General features: G+C 52.1%; 18 protein-coding genes and 1 tRNA gene. 10 read left to right on the forward strand and 9 right to left on the reverse strand.

Features of this window, described 5'->3' with window-relative positions; genetic code table 11:
* The first annotated feature begins 80 nt into the window (after positions 1 to 80).
* Positions 81 to 509 (forward strand): universal stress protein, encoded by a 429-nt coding sequence (locus tag ACH1XZ_RS04845; RefSeq protein WP_395594545.1) that lies wholly within the window; start codon positions 81 to 83, stop codon positions 507 to 509.
* A gap of 34 nt (positions 510 to 543) precedes the next feature.
* On the opposite strand, the gene ACH1XZ_RS04850 is transcribed toward ACH1XZ_RS04845, so the two are convergent.
* A complete protein-coding gene (locus tag ACH1XZ_RS04850; protein ID WP_035897123.1) occupies positions 544 to 1,230 on the reverse strand; it encodes a GntR family transcriptional regulator in 687 nt (228 codons plus the stop codon).
* 92 nt (positions 1,231 to 1,322) lie between these two features.
* Positions 1,323 to 2,072, reverse strand: coding sequence for a bifunctional NADP-dependent 3-hydroxy acid dehydrogenase/3-hydroxypropionate dehydrogenase YdfG (gene ydfG, locus ACH1XZ_RS04855; protein WP_035897125.1), 750 nt, complete (start codon positions 2,070 to 2,072; stop codon positions 1,323 to 1,325).
* 528 nt (positions 2,073 to 2,600) lie between these two features.
* Here ydfG and ACH1XZ_RS04860 point away from each other — a divergent pair.
* The 4 genes from ACH1XZ_RS04860 (at position 2,601) to ACH1XZ_RS04875 (ending at position 7,189) form a co-directional block, all read left to right on the forward strand.
* Positions 2,601 to 2,676: transfer RNA gene (locus ACH1XZ_RS04860), tRNA-Thr, on the forward strand.
* 425 nt (positions 2,677 to 3,101) lie between these two features.
* Positions 3,102 to 3,602, forward strand: a complete 501-nt coding sequence (locus ACH1XZ_RS04865; protein WP_395594703.1) for a C40 family peptidase — start codon at positions 3,102 to 3,104, stop codon at positions 3,600 to 3,602.
* Between the two features lie 1,024 nt (positions 3,603 to 4,626).
* A complete protein-coding gene (gene dcp / locus ACH1XZ_RS04870; RefSeq protein ID WP_395594546.1) occupies positions 4,627 to 6,672 on the forward strand; it encodes a peptidyl-dipeptidase Dcp in 2,046 nt (681 codons plus the stop codon).
* A gap of 346 nt (positions 6,673 to 7,018) precedes the next feature.
* On the forward strand, positions 7,019 to 7,189 hold the full coding sequence (locus ACH1XZ_RS04875; RefSeq protein ID WP_395594547.1) for a hypothetical protein: 171 nt from the start codon (positions 7,019 to 7,021) through the stop codon (positions 7,187 to 7,189).
* Positions 7,190 to 7,326: 137 nt separating this feature from the next.
* Here ACH1XZ_RS04875 and mgtS read toward each other — a convergent pair whose 3' ends face one another.
* Both mgtS and ftrA read right to left on the reverse strand, forming a co-directional pair.
* Entirely contained in the window at positions 7,327 to 7,422 is a 96-nt protein-coding gene (mgtS, locus tag ACH1XZ_RS04880; RefSeq protein ID WP_147281533.1) for a protein MgtS, read from the reverse strand.
* Between the two features lie 83 nt (positions 7,423 to 7,505).
* Positions 7,506 to 8,495: a transcriptional regulator FtrA gene (gene ftrA, locus ACH1XZ_RS04885; RefSeq protein ID WP_395594704.1), complete on the reverse strand. Its 990-nt coding sequence runs from the start codon at positions 8,493 to 8,495 to the stop codon at positions 7,506 to 7,508.
* An 85-nt stretch (positions 8,496 to 8,580) separates the two neighbouring features.
* On the opposite strand from ftrA, the gene ACH1XZ_RS04890 reads away from it, so the two are divergent.
* Positions 8,581 to 8,979 (forward strand): rhodanese-like domain-containing protein, encoded by a 399-nt coding sequence (locus tag ACH1XZ_RS04890; protein WP_395594548.1) that lies wholly within the window; start codon positions 8,581 to 8,583, stop codon positions 8,977 to 8,979.
* Between the two features lie 151 nt (positions 8,980 to 9,130).
* A complete protein-coding gene (locus ACH1XZ_RS04895) occupies positions 9,131 to 10,234 on the forward strand; it encodes a cobalamin-independent methionine synthase II family protein (protein WP_395594549.1) in 1,104 nt (367 codons plus the stop codon).
* Between the two features lie 79 nt (positions 10,235 to 10,313).
* Here ACH1XZ_RS04895 and ydeE read toward each other — a convergent pair whose 3' ends face one another.
* Positions 10,314 to 11,504, reverse strand: a complete 1,191-nt coding sequence (gene ydeE / locus ACH1XZ_RS04900) for an efflux MFS transporter YdeE (RefSeq protein ID WP_395594550.1) — start codon at positions 11,502 to 11,504, stop codon at positions 10,314 to 10,316.
* A 195-nt stretch (positions 11,505 to 11,699) separates the two neighbouring features.
* Between ydeE and eamA the strand changes: the two genes are divergently transcribed.
* Positions 11,700 to 12,602, forward strand: a complete 903-nt coding sequence (eamA, locus tag ACH1XZ_RS04905) for an O-acetylserine/cysteine exporter (RefSeq protein ID WP_395594551.1) — start codon at positions 11,700 to 11,702, stop codon at positions 12,600 to 12,602.
* Between the two features lie 39 nt (positions 12,603 to 12,641).
* Here eamA and marB read toward each other — a convergent pair whose 3' ends face one another.
* Genes marB through marR form a run of 3 tightly spaced genes read right to left on the reverse strand, consistent with a single transcriptional unit; the run spans position 12,642 to position 13,723 of the window.
* On the reverse strand, positions 12,642 to 12,854 hold the full coding sequence (gene marB / locus ACH1XZ_RS04910; protein ID WP_395594552.1) for a multiple antibiotic resistance protein MarB: 213 nt from the start codon (positions 12,852 to 12,854) through the stop codon (positions 12,642 to 12,644).
* A 30-nt stretch (positions 12,855 to 12,884) separates the two neighbouring features.
* Positions 12,885 to 13,268 (reverse strand): MDR efflux pump AcrAB transcriptional activator MarA, encoded by a 384-nt coding sequence (marA, locus tag ACH1XZ_RS04915; RefSeq protein WP_395594553.1) that lies wholly within the window; start codon positions 13,266 to 13,268, stop codon positions 12,885 to 12,887.
* Between the two features lie 20 nt (positions 13,269 to 13,288).
* On the reverse strand, positions 13,289 to 13,723 hold the full coding sequence (gene marR, locus ACH1XZ_RS04920; protein ID WP_035895735.1) for a multiple antibiotic resistance transcriptional regulator MarR: 435 nt from the start codon (positions 13,721 to 13,723) through the stop codon (positions 13,289 to 13,291).
* A gap of 229 nt (positions 13,724 to 13,952) precedes the next feature.
* On the opposite strand from marR, the gene ACH1XZ_RS04925 reads away from it, so the two are divergent.
* The gene (locus ACH1XZ_RS04925; protein WP_395594554.1) at positions 13,953 to 14,621 is read left to right on the forward strand and encodes a MarC family NAAT transporter; all 669 of its coding nucleotides are present in this window, start codon (positions 13,953 to 13,955) and stop codon (positions 14,619 to 14,621) included.
* Positions 14,622 to 14,674: 53 nt separating this feature from the next.
* Here the strand turns inward: ACH1XZ_RS04925 and ACH1XZ_RS04930 are convergent, their stop codons facing one another.
* Positions 14,675 to 15,874, reverse strand: a complete 1,200-nt coding sequence (locus ACH1XZ_RS04930; RefSeq protein ID WP_395594555.1) for a sugar transporter — start codon at positions 15,872 to 15,874, stop codon at positions 14,675 to 14,677.
* A gap of 200 nt (positions 15,875 to 16,074) precedes the next feature.
* Here ACH1XZ_RS04930 and ACH1XZ_RS04935 point away from each other — a divergent pair, with 200 nt between their 5' ends.
* A complete protein-coding gene (locus ACH1XZ_RS04935) occupies positions 16,075 to 16,863 on the forward strand; it encodes a PhzF family phenazine biosynthesis protein (protein WP_395594556.1) in 789 nt (262 codons plus the stop codon).
* Position 16,864 lies beyond the last annotated feature (1 nt).

The following is a 16,864-nucleotide window of genomic DNA, read 5'->3' on the forward strand; positions in this document are numbered from 1 at the left end:
TAATGCTATCGGCATAGCCATAAATATGTCATGGTTATGGCGAAAGAATAATGGAACCTCTGGAATAAGGAGCTCGGGCTATGTACAAAAAAATTCTTATGCCTGTAGATGTTTTTGAAATGGATTTAAGCGATAAAGCGATTCGTCATGCTGTTTACCTGGCGGGCGAGGCGGGTGAAATTACGTTATTAAATGTATTACCCAACAGCAACCGTTCTATTTTAAGAGGCTTCGCAGCGGATATTAAAAAGTTCGAAGATTATATGCAGGCGGAATCCGTCAAGAAGATGAAAAATCTGCAGCGTCTCTTTGATATGCCCGCAGAGCGCCTGCACACCGACGTGAGATTTGGCAATATCCGTGATGAAGTCATTGCATTGAGCAAAACCGGTGAGTACGACGCTATCGTCATCGGCTCTCGTCAGCGTGGTATTTCGACGCATCTGTTAGGCTCGAACGCCGAATCTATTCTGCGCTACGCGAATATCCCAACCATGGTGATTCGATAAAAATAAGGCCTTCATTCTTGAAGGCCTTAAGCAATTAATCTTCACTAAACCAATCACTGTTTTCCTGACGAATCAACAATACGGATTCGCCAATCTCCTGCAGGTGCTGAGTCATCGCTTTATCTACTCTTGCGACATCGCGTTTTTCCAGTGCATCAAAGATTTCATGATGCTGCTTTAATAGCATTTCCGGAGAGGATACGTGGTCGAGACTCATATAACGCACGCGGTCGATGGCGGCTTTGATATTTTCGATAGTGTCCCAGGCTAGCTGGCAATCAGCGATATTTGACAGTAACTGGTGAAATTCATCGTCGAGCAGGAAGAAATCATTTAATTGCTGACGGTCAATGGCAATGCGCTGCTGATGCAGATTCTGCTCAAGCTGATAGCTTTGCGCATCGGTGATCATGGTGGCGGCCCGGCGCGCTACGGCGCATTCGATGGCTTGGCGGACAAAACAACCGTTACGCACCTGAGACAGTGAAATCTTGTTCACATAGCTGCCGCGCTGCGGGCGAATCTGAATCAGGCCGTTTTCCGCGAGTTTAATAAACGCTTCGCGTACCGGCTGGCGGGAAACGTCAAACCGCAACGAAACCTCTTTCTCTGAAAGCGGGGTGCCTGGCGGAATAAGGCAGTGCACGATATCGCGACGCAGAATGCGATAAATTTGTTGGTTAACAGGTTGTGTTGGGTTCAGTTGGGTTTCGGCGGCCATTGAGTCGTTCTTATCAGCTGATTAAGCTGTTATTTTACGCTTTTTTTGCCGCCGAGCCCATACCCGACCGGTGGTCGGGTTAAGTTAAAATGCTAACTTTGGCGATGAACGCTCAGGCCTGCGTAAGTCTGGCTGACCGGCATCATCTCAACGGTGTTGATGTTGACGTGTTTTGGCAACGTCGCGACCCACCATACCGCTTCCGTCACGTCTTCTGGCGTCAGCGCGTTGGCGTTTTCGTAGGTTTTACCGGCTTTGCTGTCATCACCTTTAAAGCGGACGTTGGAGAACTCGGTTCCCCCGACAAGACCCGGCTCAATATCGGTCACGCGAACGGCAGTGCCGTGCAGATCGGTACGAAGGTTCAGGCTGAACTGGCGAACAAAGGCTTTCGTGGCGCCATAAACGTTACCGCCCGCATAAGGCCAGCTACCCGCAGTAGAACCGATATTAATCACGTGCCCGCGGTTGCGCTCGACCATGCCAGGCAGTACGGCACGAGTCATATACACCAGACCTTTATTGTTGGTGTCGATCATGTCTTCCCAGTCTTCAACGCTTGCGCGGTGCGCAGGCTCCAGACCCAGCGCCAGCCCGGCGTTGTTAACCAGAATATCGATATCACGCCATTCCGCAGGCAGGTTAGCGATGGTTTCCTCAATGGCCGCGCGATTGCGCACGTCCAACTGCACGGTCAGGACGCTATCGCCTAACTCATCTTTCAGCGCTTTTAAACGTTCATTGCGACGGCCAGTGGCAATCACTTTGTGCCCGTTGGCAATAAAACGGCGCGTAATGCTTTCGCCAAAACCCGCCGTTGCTCCGGTTACCAGTACGATCATCTCTCTGTTCCTTCAACGCGTTAGTGTGAGTATTACGATAGCAGAACACACCGTTTTCAATCATCTGTTTTGTAATGACGGCGGCTTTCTATCCCATTTTAGGTCAGACTGTGCTTCGAAGCCCTCGATGGTAAAAGAGCGATAGAAAGCGAGAAGCAGATCTGCATCGAGATACTGCTGGTCGCGAGCTTTATTGAGGGTTGTTTGTCTATGCTCGATATCCGGCTGAAAATGGAGCTACTGGCGGAAGTCGAAAATTATCAAAAACACGCAAGCGCGGTCCGCAATTTTTAATATAACGTGTTAACCGTGATTGCTTAGACACAAGACTTAAACCTCGCTTTGGCGTGGTTTTCGCGTTTCTGGGCCCCCAAAAACGATAAGTGGTGTTCTTTTTAGTACACAAAATGTACTTGAGAGGGATGGGGTACAACCACTAATATGCGCCCCGCTAGGTAGCACTGTGCTTGATTTTTTGGGGTTGGCCCGTTGATATTCGGGTTTTTTGAAGGTTAATGAAATAGCACCGCCGACTTAGCTCAGTAGGTAGAGCAACTGACTTGTAATCAGTAGGTCACCAGTTCGATTCCGGTAGTCGGCACCATCAAAAGTCATACAGCCTTCGAGCAAGGAGAAATCCAGAGTGACTCGGAGGCACAACAATAATGAGTGCCGGTGGCACCCTCTGGCGGGGGACTGCAGGCTGCTAGTACTCATTCCTGTTGTGGTGAATCCCCCTAAGCGGAGGGGCCAATCAGCAAAAGGATCCGACATGAGCAGTGCGAGTCATGGTGTGCTGGCCGACGACTCACCGGGAGGCACCCGGCACCACAACGTTAAAATTTTTGCATGGGTATTGCTGATTTGTTCTTTGTTGGGTGTGCTTTGAATCCGTTAAAGCCTAGCCAAGCATATCTTTAAACCGATGAGGTTCAGCTATCTTAATTGGCAACATAATAATTAATAGTTTGTTTGTATTTCGTGCGCAAATAGTAGGGAATTAAATAACCATCAATTATGTCATAAGTGATGATTCGACTATTTTGCTTTATTGTTGTTTTTTTATTTTCTTCTACCTCGTTTGCTTTTAATAATATGAATCGCGATGAGTGGGGCTTTAGTTCTACGCTGACAACGGCATCGACAGATGAACAAAGTACAGGATTAAGACATCGCATAATGGACGAGTATTCTCTATGGAAAGGAACTCGATATTTATGGGGTGGAGATAGTAGGGAAGGTATCGATTGTTCCGCGTTTACTCGAAGAATTCTCGGTAAAACCTTGCATAGGCATCTACCCCGGACCGCAATTGAACAAAGCCATATAGGGCATTTTGTTAATGAAGGTCAGCTCAAGGCTGGTGATTTGGTGTTTTTTATGACCAAGCCAGATGTGCGGCATGTCGGGGTTTATGTTGGTAAGGGACGCTTCATTCATGCTTCTAGTTCGCATGGTGTTATGGTTTCTTATCTTTCGAACAACTATTGGCAAGATCATTTTCTCACTGCCCGTAGAATTAGTGTTTAAACCGTTTTAGGTGAATTGCAGTCCTCTGAGACAAGCCGAAGATCAGCACCGGCCACCAACTATAGAAGCCCTGGCATATGCCGGGGCTTTTGCATTTCTGAAGGTTCGAAAAATGAGGCAGTAACGCAGCCTGGTGGGGCGCCAAAAGTATGTATGAACATCGTGGTTAGGCGGCGGAAACTTTGCATTTTCCGCTGTTAAAACGATGCCTTTTAACGCACGGCAAAACAATGTCTTTTAGGGGATTGATGTCGCAGGCAAAAAAAAAAGCACCTATCCAGGTGCTTTAGCCAGTATGGCAAGAATGAAGTTCTTACTTTCACGTTTACATGCGGAGGAGCGCCTTCCGCGATCTGACTATCCTCCCCGATACAGCCTGTATCAATGTCCTACATAGGAGGTTTAAAAATTAGAGGGTAATCTGGGGAGGCAAAATAAAAAAGGCGCCAGGCATGGCGCCAAAATGCTTCAAAAATTTTACGATAGTGCAGAAAGGACTGACTCCTCTGCGGGGTGGATTTTGCGTTAAAAGGGGGGGATGCAGCAATGTCCTATTGAAGGCAGTTAAGTTGATATCATGTAATGAGATTTTTTCTCTCAACAAAAATCCAGCAAAATCTGCCGCTTTACCTGTCTGCTCTTCGGCTTGAGACGATTAACCCGCTATATCCTATACTCTCTAGAGTGACGTTTGCTGGAGGTTCAACATGTACACTCCAATTGTTGCAGTCATGTTCGTCTTATTGGTTACGCAGGCGCTGGTTGAGATTGGCGTGCTGAAACCATGAACGACGACAGCATCTGGTGAGTCAGTTGTTCCACTGGAAACGGCAGATACCCATAGAAGCTAAACGATCTTCCACTAGCGACTGTTCCTGCGGCTGGCGCTCTGCCTGCCTGTCCCTTTAACTTCCTCGACGCACTATTGTTACCATAGGGAAAAACAGCCGTTTTTTCGGGTAAAACCATTGCGGTCTATCAGGGGCTTGTTACTCTGAAGCCCTGTTATTATCAGGAGCACAAGATGTCGGCCATGAATCCATTTTTTGCCAGCAGTACGTTACCTTACCAGGCACCGCAGTTTGATGCGATTAACGACAGCCACTATCGCCCGGCTTTTGATGAAGCGCTCAAGCGCAAGCGTCAGGAGATAGCCGACATTGCCAGTAACCCCGCGGCAGCAACCTTCGACAACACTTTTGTGGCGCTCGAAAAAAGCGGCGAGATGCTCTCACGCGTGAATGCGGTCTTCTTTGCGATGGCGGCGTCGCATAGCAACGATGAAATACAACGTCTTGACGAAGCGTTTTCGGCGGAACTGGCCGGGCTGGCTAACGACATCTACCTGAATGATGCGCTGTTCGAGCGTATTGAAAGCGTGTGGCAGCAGCGTAATTCACTCGGGCTGGATGCCGAATCGCAGCGTCTGGTTGAGGTGATTTATCAACGCTTTATTCAGGCCGGGGCCAAGCTTGGCCAGGCTGAGAAAGCAGAATTGAAAATCCTCAACACGGAAGCGGCAACCCTCAGCAGCCAGTTCCATCAGTGTCTGCTTGGTGCAGCGAAAAATGGTGGTTTGGTGGTCGAAAGCCCGGACGAGTTGCTGGGGTTCAGCGATGATGAAATCGCCGCGGCGGCGAGTGCCGCTGAAGATCGCGGGTTAACCGGGCGTTGGCTTATCCCGCTGGTTAATACCACGCAGCAGCCCGCGCTGGCGGCATTGCAGCGACGTGAAACGCGTGAAAAATTATTTAAAGCGGCCTGGGAACGTAATCAGCAAGGAGACAGCAATGACACCCGCGAAAAACTGCTGAGACTGGTGGCCCTCCGTGCACGCCAGGCGGCATTGCTGGGTTATGACGACTACGCCAGCTGGAGTATGGCTGACCAAATGGCGAAAACGCCAAAAGCGGCCTTTGATTTTATGCGTGAGATTGCGCCAGCGGCGCGGGCGCGCGCGGAAAGTGAACTTGCGGATATTCAGGCGCTGATCGATAGCAACACCACTCCATTTAAGGCGCAAGCGTGGGACTGGTTGTTTTATTCAGAGCAGGTTCGTCGGGATAAATATGCTATCGATGAAGCCCAGATTAAACCCTGGTTTGCCCTTGAGCGCGTACTGATTGACGGCGTTTTCTGGTCTGCGAGTCAGTTGTTCGGTATTCAATTTGTCGAACGCTTTGACCTGCCTGTGTATCACCCTGATGTCCGCGTCTGGGAGATTTTCGACACCAATGGTGAGGGGATGGCGCTGTTCTACGGTGACTTCTTCGCGCGAGATAGCAAAAGCGGCGGGGCGTGGATGGACAATTTTGTCCCGCAGTCCACTTTGCTGGGAACGCGTCCGGTTATCTATAACGTCTGCAACTATCAGAAGCCAGCCGCCGGTAAAAGCGCGCTAATCTCCTGGGACGATGTTGTCACGCTGTTCCATGAATTTGGCCATGCGCTGCATGGGCTGTTTGCGAATCAACGTTATGCCACGCTCTCCGGCACCAGCACGCCACGTGACTTTGTCGAGTTCCCGTCGCAAATCAACGAACACTGGGCGAGCCATCCTGATGTCTTCGCCCACTATGCCCGTCACTATGAAACCGGCGAGCCGATGCCAGAGGCGCTGCGTCAGAGCCTTTTCCGGGCTTCAAACTTTAATAAAGGCTACGACATGACGGAGCTGTTGAGCGCGGCGCTGCTGGATATGAACTGGCACAGCCTTCGCGTCGATACCCCGGTGCAAAATGTTGAGCAGTTTGAAGCGCAGGCTTTAGTTAAAGAGAACTTGGATCTTGCCGCGGTGCCACCACGCTATCGCAGTAGCTATTTCTCGCATATTTTCGGCGGTGGCTATGCCGCGGGATACTATGCCTATTTATGGACGCAAATGCTGGCAGATGACGGTTATCAATGGTTTGTTGAGCAGGGTGGATTGAATCGCGAAAATGGTCAGCGTTTCCGTGAGGCTATTTTATCTCGCGGTAACAGTAGCGATTTAGAAACGCTTTATCGTGATTGGCGCGGCCACGATCCGCTTATTGCGGCGATGTTGAAAAACCGTGGTCTAAGTGAATAAACGTCGTTGTTAAATCAATACCTGGCACCGAACCGGGTGCCAGGTACCATCAAATAGATATAAAAAAAACCCGCACACAGGGCTGGCGGGTTAAGTACGTCAAAATAGAGCATTCTTGCTATCATTCCTGGAGGAAGGACAACGGCTCTATTTTTACGAAATGTTAACAGTTACACAACCTGACATATTCGGTAGGGTGAAAAGGTAAATTGAGTATTGCAATGGGCGGCGCACTCTTTACAAATGCGTGAGGTTATTGACGAAACTCGCCATTCGGCCTGCTATTATCGCTGTGTAAATCGTTGAGTTAATGGATTTAATTTCGACATTCAGCCCGGAGGTAATCATGAAAACATCCCCGCTCAAACCGCGTCGCGAGTCTATCTGGTCGAATCGGCCTGAACATCAGGACCTACAGGAATCCCGCTCTGGCAGACCTTGGGCAGGCCGTCAGGCGAGCTGCCGGAGTAAAAAAGCGTGGAAGCAATCAGGGCTGAATAATGTACTTATCGTTTAGCATTAGTTGAATAAAGCGGTGCTAGAGTATTGCCCAGCAACGGTTATCTAATCAGGAAGAGCGGATGACTGTAGAAACAAAAAATCTATCCATGCAAGCATTTATACCGCCAGTATTACTGGCGGTTTTTTTTGCCGTTAATCATTCCATCTTCCGCTAAAATAGGCAGTCAGGAAACCGGAAAGCAGAATGAGCCCCATTCCAACCAGAAACACTTGCATATTATCCAGCATGATGACCTCCTCTTTAACGATTCTCATCACGAGCACCTACAAGCCTACTGATTTAAACTTAGACTAACGCCACCGTTTGTTAATTAATTATTTGTTGCAGTAAATTTTTTTCTGTATGCCAGCGGACTTATTGCAAAATGTTGCTGGAAACGAAAACGCAGATTTTTCGCATTGCCGAAGCCGCTGAGTTCCGCCACTTTTTCGACGCTATCACGGCTGTTGGTCAGACGGTGCTGGGCGTGCTGCAGTCGTTCGTCCAGCAGCCAGCGGGCAGGGGTTTTCCCGGTGGCATCCTGAAAGCGCCGCAGGAACGTCCGCTCGCTCATGCCCACACGCTTCGCGAGCGAACTCACGCTATGGCTTTCCGCCAGATGCAGGTAAAGATAATCAAATAGCATCCCAAGACGCAGGCTTTCACGATCCCTCGCGACCGGTTGTTTGACCTGCTGCTTCTGTGCGCCGTCACGATGCGGTTGAATCACCAACCGCCGCGCCACCAGATTGGCCGCCTCGAGGCCATAGTCTAACCGTACAACGTGCAGACAGAGGTCGATGCCTGCCGCGCTGCCCGCAGAGGTCAGCACGTTTCCGTCGGCGATATACAGCACATCCTCAACCACATCGATAGCCGGATAGCGCGCCTGAAGTTGTTCAACGTAGCGCCAGTGGGTGGTGGCGCGTCTGCCATCAAGCAGACCGGCTGCCGCCAGTACAAAAACGCCGGAACAAATAGATAGCACCCGACAGCCTCGCTCGTGGGCTTGTCTGAGTGCCAGACAAAGTGCTGGCGGTACCTCAGCATCCATTCCACGCCAGCCGGGAACGACAATGGCGTCAGCCTTCTCCAGCAGGCTTAAATCGCCGTCAGCCATCACCCGCACGCCGCCCGTTGCCCGCAGTTCACCGCTATCCACGGCGGCCACGGAAAAGCGGTACCAGCCATCGCCCATTTCAGGTCTCGGCAGGCCAAAAATTTCTACCGCCACGCCGAATTCAAAGGTGCACAGCCCATCATAGGCAAGTACGACCACCAGCGGGGCGTAGTTTGTCATTTTCTGGCTGTTTTCTGTCATATCTGCGGGCGGTTGTTGCATGGGGAGCCTGTTTATACTCATTCGGTCGTTGCCATAGTGGTAACACAGAACCGGAGAATAAACGATGAGTTACGTGACTGATTATCCTGCTGCCAGCCCCGCAGATGCCCTGGCGTATTTCCGCCAACGACTGAGCTTTGAAACCGACTGCGCGGATGTCCATGCGGCGATGCAACAGCCAGACGTTGATTTCGTGTTGCTGCACGTTGTCGGGAATGCGGAAGCGTTCGAGCGTCGCCATATTCCCGGAGCCGTTCACCTGCGTCACGCGGATATTACCGCTGAGCGGATGCAGGCCTGGCCTGATGATACGCTGTTTGTGGCTTACTGCGCGGGGCCGCACTGCAACGGTGCCGATCAGGCAGCCTGGAAACTGGCCGCGCTGGGGCGCTCGGTGAAAATTATGATTGGTGGCATCACCGGCTGGCAGGATGAAGGATTTGCTTTTCAATCGGGATCATGAAGATTTTTCAATAGCCATGAAGAATTCTCGTTTGCCTGAGTGACAGCCAAATGACACTATCTGGACATATAGCCATCCAGAAGTCCAAATGGTTCAAATAATAAATTATCACTCAGGGCAACGAGTTTGCCTGATGGAGTAAGGAGATCGCATGACACATCAACACGCCCCTTATCGCGCCGACATCGTTGGCAGTTTTTTACGCCCTCTGGCGATTAAAGAAGCCCGCCAGCAGTTGGCCAACGGTGAAATCAACGCGCAGCAACTTCGCGCCGTTGAGGATGCCGAGATTCGGCGCGTGGTGGAGCATCAGTGCGACTGCGGCCTGCATGTGGTCACTGACGGTGAATTCCGTCGCGCCTGGTGGCACTTTGATTTCTTTGATGGTCTGCAGGGTGTAGAGCGTTACGACTCCGATAAAGGCATCCAGTTTAACGGCGTACAGACGCGTGCTCACGGCATTCGAGTGACCGGCAAGCTGGGCTTTGGCGAGCACCCGATGCTCGAAGATTTCCGCTTCCTCAAGAGCATCAGCGGAGATGCGACGCCAAAAATGACCATCCCAAGCCCGAGCGTGCTGCATTTCCGCGGTGGTCGTAAAGATATCGATGCCAACGTATACCCGGATCTGACCGATTACTTTAACGATCTGGCGGATACCTGGCGCGACGCTATCCGCGCATTTTATGACGCGGGTTGCCGCTATCTTCAACTCGACGATACCGTATGGGCGTATCTGTGCTCTGACGATCAACGCCGCCAGGTGCGTGAACGCGGTGACGATCCGGATAAGCTGGCGGCTATCTATGCCGACGTGCTGAACCGTGCGCTGGAAGGCAAACCGGACGACCTGATTGTTGGCCTGCACGTGTGTCGCGGTAACTTCCGTTCCACCTGGATTTCCGAAGGTGGCTACGAGCCGGTGGCGGAGATCCTGTTTGGTCGCGTGAACGTCGATGCATTCTTCCTCGAGTATGACAACGACCGTTCCGGTGATTTTGCGCCACTGCGCTTTATTCGTCCTGGGCATCAGAAAGCCGTGCTGGGGCTTATCACCACCAAAAACGGTGAACTGGAAAACCCACAGGGTGTGAAAGCGCGCGTAGAAGAAGCATCGCAGTATGTCGCGCTGGATCAGATCTGCCTGAGCCCGCAGTGTGGTTTTGCCTCAACGGAAGAGGGGAACAGCCTGAGCGAGCAGCAGCAGTGGGATAAAGTGCGTCTTGTGACCGGAATTGCGGCCGATATCTGGTAATTCCCCCACGTCGGCGTTTCGCCTTGGCCGGGCTACCTATCCTGTAGCCCGGCCAAGCGCAGCGCCGCCGGGAAACCCTTCACGCGACGCTAACCGTCGCTCCCCAGGTACTGGCCTTAATGCCGCGAATAATCAGCCACCACGCCAGCACGATAACCACCATCATGATAGGGAACAGTGCGTAAGGCGCGAAATGCGTCAGGATTTGCCCGGTCAACAGCGGGTTCAGCGCAGCACCAAGCCAGCCCAGCGCCTGTGCGGAGAAGTAGCTGGCCTTCATACCCGGTGGGGCAATGTTATCAATCAGCATGTATTCACCAGGAGCGTAGATAACCTCGCCCAGCGTAAAGACCGCCGCTGCCAGCCCCCAGAACAGCAGGTTGCTTCCCGATACCATAAAACCGGCCAGACCCAGCACATAACACAGGGTGCCGAAGGTCATCAGCGGTTTCAGGTTACTGGCCGTTAAGCGGCGGCCGATGGCGTACTGCAAGGTCACCACCACCGCGGCGTTCACCGGCAGGATCACCGCCACCACCTTCTCGGCAAAGGTACTATCGCCAATCGTCAGCACGTACTGCGACATACAGGAGGCGAATGAGCCGCCAACGAACGAGGCCAGCAGACCGGAGAGGGTAAACCACAGCAGCGCTCGGTCGTGCAACAGCACGGAAGGCGACCAGGCCATCGGCGTCTCGGCCATTTCCGCGGAATTAATACGCACCACATAGCGCTGGATAAACAGCAGCGGAAACGCTGCGCAAATCGCCGCCAGCCAGAACGGCAGGTTAATGCTGTGCATCACCAGCAGCGTGCCAATCGGCGGGCCAATGGTCCAGCCGATATTGAGGAAGGTGTAGTTAAGCGAAAAGATGCGCGCTTTGGTTGTTGCCGTCAGTGTATCGGAGAAATATGCCTTCAGAACGGTTGAGAAAACCGAATACGAACAGTTGATCAGCGAGAAAAAGAACACCACCAGCGGCACGCTGTTTACCAGCGGGATGGCGACAAAGCCGGCGATAAAAAACGTCACCGCGATCAGCATATAGCGTTTTTTATCAAACTTGTCGGCCAGAATGCCGAAACCGAGGCTGAAGATGACGCCGACCACCAGGGCGATGGACATGGCATAACCGATGGTATCTACCGTCATGGCGTACTGCCGGGTGAGGTAGATGGTCATAAAGGGAAGTGTGGCACCGCGCCCGATGGTTAACAGTAACGACGATGCCAGCAGCGCAATCGTAGATCGTCTGGTTGTTGGTTTCATTTTCCTGCCTGAGAGATATGGTTGTGCATTTTTTTGTTATCACTTTCACAAATATCACGCCATAGGAAGCTTGTATAGATAAGTCCGTGTCGGGAAGTGCGATCGCGGCCTGCCAGAAATAATGATCTATTCCTGGACTGAATTTTTCGTTACTTTGAATGTGTTTACATAAATTTAAAAAACGGTGGAGCGTGTATGACGCGTAAAGATGGGCTACTAGCGCTGCTGGTAGTGGTGGTATGGGGACTGAATTTCGTGGTTATCAAAGTTGGGCTGCATGGTATGCCGCCGCTGCTGCTGGCAGGACTTCGCTTCCTGTTTGTTGCCTTTCCTGCGCTGTTCTTTGTGCCGCGCCCCCGCGTACCGCTTCCGTTGCTGCTGGGCTACGCGCTGACCATCAGCTTTGGTCAGTTTGCCTTCTTGTTCTGCGCCATTAACTTCGGCATGCCCGCTGGGCTGGCGTCGCTGGTCCTGCAAGCACAGGCCTTCTTTACCATTATTCTTGGGGCATTTGTCTTTGGCGAGCGGCTGCAGCGCAAACAGCTGGTGGGCATCTCGCTGGCGGTGTTTGGCGTACTGGTGCTGATTGAAACCAGCATGACCGGGCAGCATGTGCAGCTGCTGGGCTTTATGCTGACGCTGGGCGCCGCGCTCTGTTGGGCCTGCGGTAATATCTTTAATAAAAAAATCATGCTGCACCCGTCGAAAACCGGCGTGATGTCGCTGGTGGTATGGAGCGCGTTAATCCCGATTGGACCGTTTATGCTGAGCTCGTGGATATTCGAAGGCCCGCACCTGATGGCGCAAAGCGTCATTCATATCAATCTCACTACCGTGCTGTCGCTGGCCTATCTTTCCTTTATTGCCAGCATTGTTGGCTATGGGATATGGGGCTCGCTGCTGGGTCGCTATGAAACCTGGCGCGTGGCGCCGCTGTCGCTATTGGTACCGGTTGTTGGGCTGGCGAGTGCAGCGCTGCTGTTGGGTGAGACGCTCACGGCCATGCAATTGGTGGGTGCACTGCTGATTATGGCTGGGCTGCTAATTAACGTCTTTGGCCTGAAGATCCCGGGATTTCGTCGGACGGTGAAGGGATAACAGCATAAAAAAAGCCCCGCCGGAGCGGGGCAATAACGTTTAGCGATTGTTGTCGTTGTAATACGGTACGCCCAGTTCATCTGACTTATCGCTACCGGCGCCCATATGATTAAAATCAAACGGCGACTGGTTGCTGGCAGAAGGCATCAGCATGGTCTGATGGGCGTTATTTTGTGCCGGTAGTTGTTCCGCATAGCTTACGCTTGCGGCCATCGTCAGGGTGACGAGAGCAACGGCAGCGAACAGTTTCATTATTTCCTCGATACGTCTTATTGCAGGCGATTAACAGACACAGTGATTAATAGGGAACAGGTAGCGAGCATCTTCACGCATATTTGTTACGCGGTACTTGTGCGGTGGCACATCAAAGTAGTTTTTAAACGTTCGCGTCAGCGTCTGCTGCGATTCAAAACCGTAACGTTCGGCCAGATAGAGAATGGGCTCATTGCCTTCTTTTAACTTCTGGGCGATTTCCGTCAGCTTACGGGTGCGAATGTACTGACCTAATGAATGACCGGTCTCTTTTTTGAACATCCGCTGCAGGTGCCATTTTGAGTAACCAGAACGCTCTGACACTTTTTCCAGTGACAGCGGGGATTCCAGGTTATCTTCGATCCAGTCCAAAATGCTATGAATAGTAATAGCGTCAGTGTTACGTCTGGACATCGTCATACCTCTTCTTCTGTTTACGGCAATATTTTTTTAAGGAGAAGTTCGAGCGTCGCAACTTCATTTGCCGTTAAGTTTTTTGTTAATTCCTGGTGCAGGTTTTGCCCAACGAGCTGGTGGCATTGTTCACAAATGGTGGCGCCTTCTGGCGTCAACTGAATCAATACACCCCGCTTGTCATTTGGATTAGGTAACCGGGCTATCCAGCCCCGACACAGCAAACGATCAAGCATGCGGGTGAGTGCGCCCAGATCCACCGACAGGGTCTTTTTCAACTCCACGGGGGTGATACTGCCTTTACAGCGAATAGAGCAAAGCACTCTGAACTGCGAAGCAGTAATGTCTTCTGGCGATAAATGCTCGTTGAGTAAGCGATCTTTTTTCTGGTTAACCATGTGAATCAGATGCCCAAGTGGAATCATTTCATTGAAGAGATCGCTTGTGCTGTTCACAATGGTTGCCCTGGCAAGTACTTTAGTTGCGGTGGATATTATTTCTCACGCAACCATAAGTCAACTGAATGAATGGTGCGATGCCACGAATTGCTAAAACGCTTCACGTACTTATAAATAGGGTATCCTGTACTTAGCCTCCTCGCAGACAGATGTGCTGCGCTTATGGGGAATGGCCTTGTGTACAGCATGCATTTTTTCGTTAAACAGACAGGATTTTGGGACGCATATGAAGGAACTTTTTCAGGCAATTGGGCTTGGGCTGGTGGTACTGCTGCCGCTGGCGAACCCTTTAACGACCGTAGCGCTGTTCCTTGGGCTCTCGGGCAATATGAACAGCGCAGAGCGCAACCGGCAATCGCTGATGGCCTCGGTGTATGTCTTCGCTATCATGATGGTGGCCTATTATGCGGGTCAGGTGGTGATGAATACATTCGGGATATCAATACCTGGGCTGCGTATCGCCGGGGGGCTGATTGTGGCCTTTATCGGTTTCCGCATGCTGTTCCCGCAGCAGAAGGCACATGACTCGCCGGAGGCGCGCAGCAAATCAGAAGAGCTGGAGGATGAACCCACCGCGAATATCGCGTTTGTGCCGCTCGCCATGCCAAGCACTGCCGGTCCAGGAACGATTGCCATGATCATCAGTTCCGCCTCGACGGTAAAACATGGCGCCAACTTCCCGGATTGGGTGATTCTGGTGGCTCCGCCGATTATCTTTGCGCTGGTGGGGGTTATTCTGTGGGGATGCTTACGCAGTTCAGGGGCGATTATGCGTCTGGTCGGGAAAGGGGGCATTGAAGCCATTTCCCGCCTGATGGGCTTCCTGCTGGTGTGTATGGGCGTGCAGTTTATTATTAACGGCGTGCTGGAGATTATTACGACGTATCACGCGTAGGTTTTTCCCGGCGTCGCGTTGCTCGGCCGGGCTACGCGACGCCGGGAAGCGCATCAATGCTGATGCGCCTGTTCCTCTAACGATGCCGCTGGCCAGCGGCGGAAAATCACCACCGACCAGATAAGCGCCGCCAGTGCCGGTACGGCGCCTACATAGCCAATGGACGACATCGACAGATGGGTACTGATCTGGCTTCCCAGCAGCGCGCCAGCGCCAATCCCAAGGTTGAAAATCCCGGAAAATAGCGACATCGCCACGTCGGTAGCGTCCGGCGCCAGCGCCAGTACTTTCACCTGCATACCGAGACCGATAACCATAATGGCGATGCCCCAGAAGATGCTTAACACCGCCAGGTGCGAAGCATCCTGCGATGCGGGAAGCAACAGCAGCAGGCAGGCAAGCAGTAAGCCAATCGCGCTGCTGATTAACCCCGATGCGTGCAGATTGCCCAGTTTGCCAAAAATCACGCTGCCAATAATCCCTGCGCCGCCAAGCACCAGCAGCAGGACGGTGGCAAAGTTGCCGCTAAGCCCGGCGACGGTCTGGACAAAGGGTTCGATATAGCTGTAGGCGGTGTAATGCGCGGTCACCACCACCACGGTGAGCAGATAAATGCTCATCAGCGCCGGACGACGGAACAACAGCGGCAGACTTTTCAGTGAGCCTGAGTGCTCGCTTGGCAGGCGTGGCAGCAGTTTAATCAGCGCCAGCATGGTTATCAGCGCGCCCACGCCAATAGCGAAGAAGGTGGTTCGCCAACCGAAGTACTGACCGACGATACGACCAAGCGGGATGCCAAATACCATCGCCAGCGCCGTACCGGTGGCCAGCAGGCTCAGCGCCTGAGCACGTTTACCGGCCGGTGCCATACGAATGGCTAAAGAGGCGGTAATTGACCAGAACACCGCGTGGGCAAAGGCAATACCGATACGGCTGATAACCAGCACGGTAAAATTCCACGCAAGGAACGACAGCACGTGGCTGGCAATAAATAAGACAAACAAGCCAATCAACAACTTACGGCGTTCGATCTGGCTGGTAAGCAGCATAAAAGGCAGCGACATGAGCGCCACGACCCAGGCGTAGATGGTCAGCATAATGCCCACCTGCGCCGTTTCCATACCGAAGCTGCTGGCAATATCGGACAGCAGGCCAACCGGCACAAATTCAGTGGTATTAAAGATAAAAGCAGCGATAGCCAGCGTGACTACCCGAAGCCACGCGATCCGACGAGAGACCGTGTTTGTTGTCATAAAAATGCACCGGGAGCGTTAGAGAAAAGAAGAGACGTACGATCTTAAAGCGAATATTGCGGCAAACACAATCGTTTTGTGACTTACCTCTCATTATTGTATTTGTGTGACATTGTCACTTTTTGCGAAAGCAAAGAGACTTGTCGATGTTATTTTTTTGTGTCAGTTTGCTATGACGCACTGATGACGAGGGAAAACGCATGCACGAGATTGATTTTTATATGGTTGATGCCTTCAGCGATCGGGCTTTTGGCGGCAACGCGGCGGCAGTCTGTCTGCTGGATGACTGGCTACCGGATGAAACGCTATTGAAGATGGCCCAGCAACATAATCAATCGGAAACGGCGTTTATCGTGAAACAACGCAGCGGTTTCGCCCTGCGCTGGTTTACGACCCAAAATGAGGTCAACCTCTGTGGTCATGCCACGCTCGCCAGTGCCCATGTGGTCTTTCAGCACCTTCATTATCCTGATGAACGGGTACACTTCGAGACGCTCTCCGGGCGCTTAACCGTCTCACGTCGCGATAAATGGCTAACGCTGGATTTCCCGGCCTGCCCAACCCACGACGCCGTGCCGCCAGCAGAAATGCTGCAAGCGCTGGGTATTCGCCACTATGTTAATGCGCGTAAAGGCCGCGCCTGGGTCATCGAGCTTGAGAACCGCCAGCAGGTTGAAGCGTTGAAACCCAATATCAGCGCGATGATCCCGGGTGAACATAAGGTCTCCGTTACGGCGCCGGGCGACGGTGAATACGATTTTGTCAGCCGATTTTTCTCCCCTGGTGAAGCGGTGTGGGAAGACCCGGTTACCGGTTCTGCGCATACCATGCTCATCCCATACTGGGGTGAAAAACTCGGTAAAATGCAGATGCTGGCACGACAAGTTTCTGCGCGCGGCGGCGATATCCGCTGCGAATGGGTGGGAGAACGCGTGTTGATGAGCGGCGTGGCGCGAACTTATTTACAAGGCAAGGTTCTGTTGGATTAAC

The organism is Kluyvera chengduensis, assembly GCF_044197065.1.
In the GTDB taxonomy this organism is placed as follows: domain Bacteria; phylum Pseudomonadota; class Gammaproteobacteria; order Enterobacterales; family Enterobacteriaceae; genus Kluyvera; species Kluyvera ascorbata_C.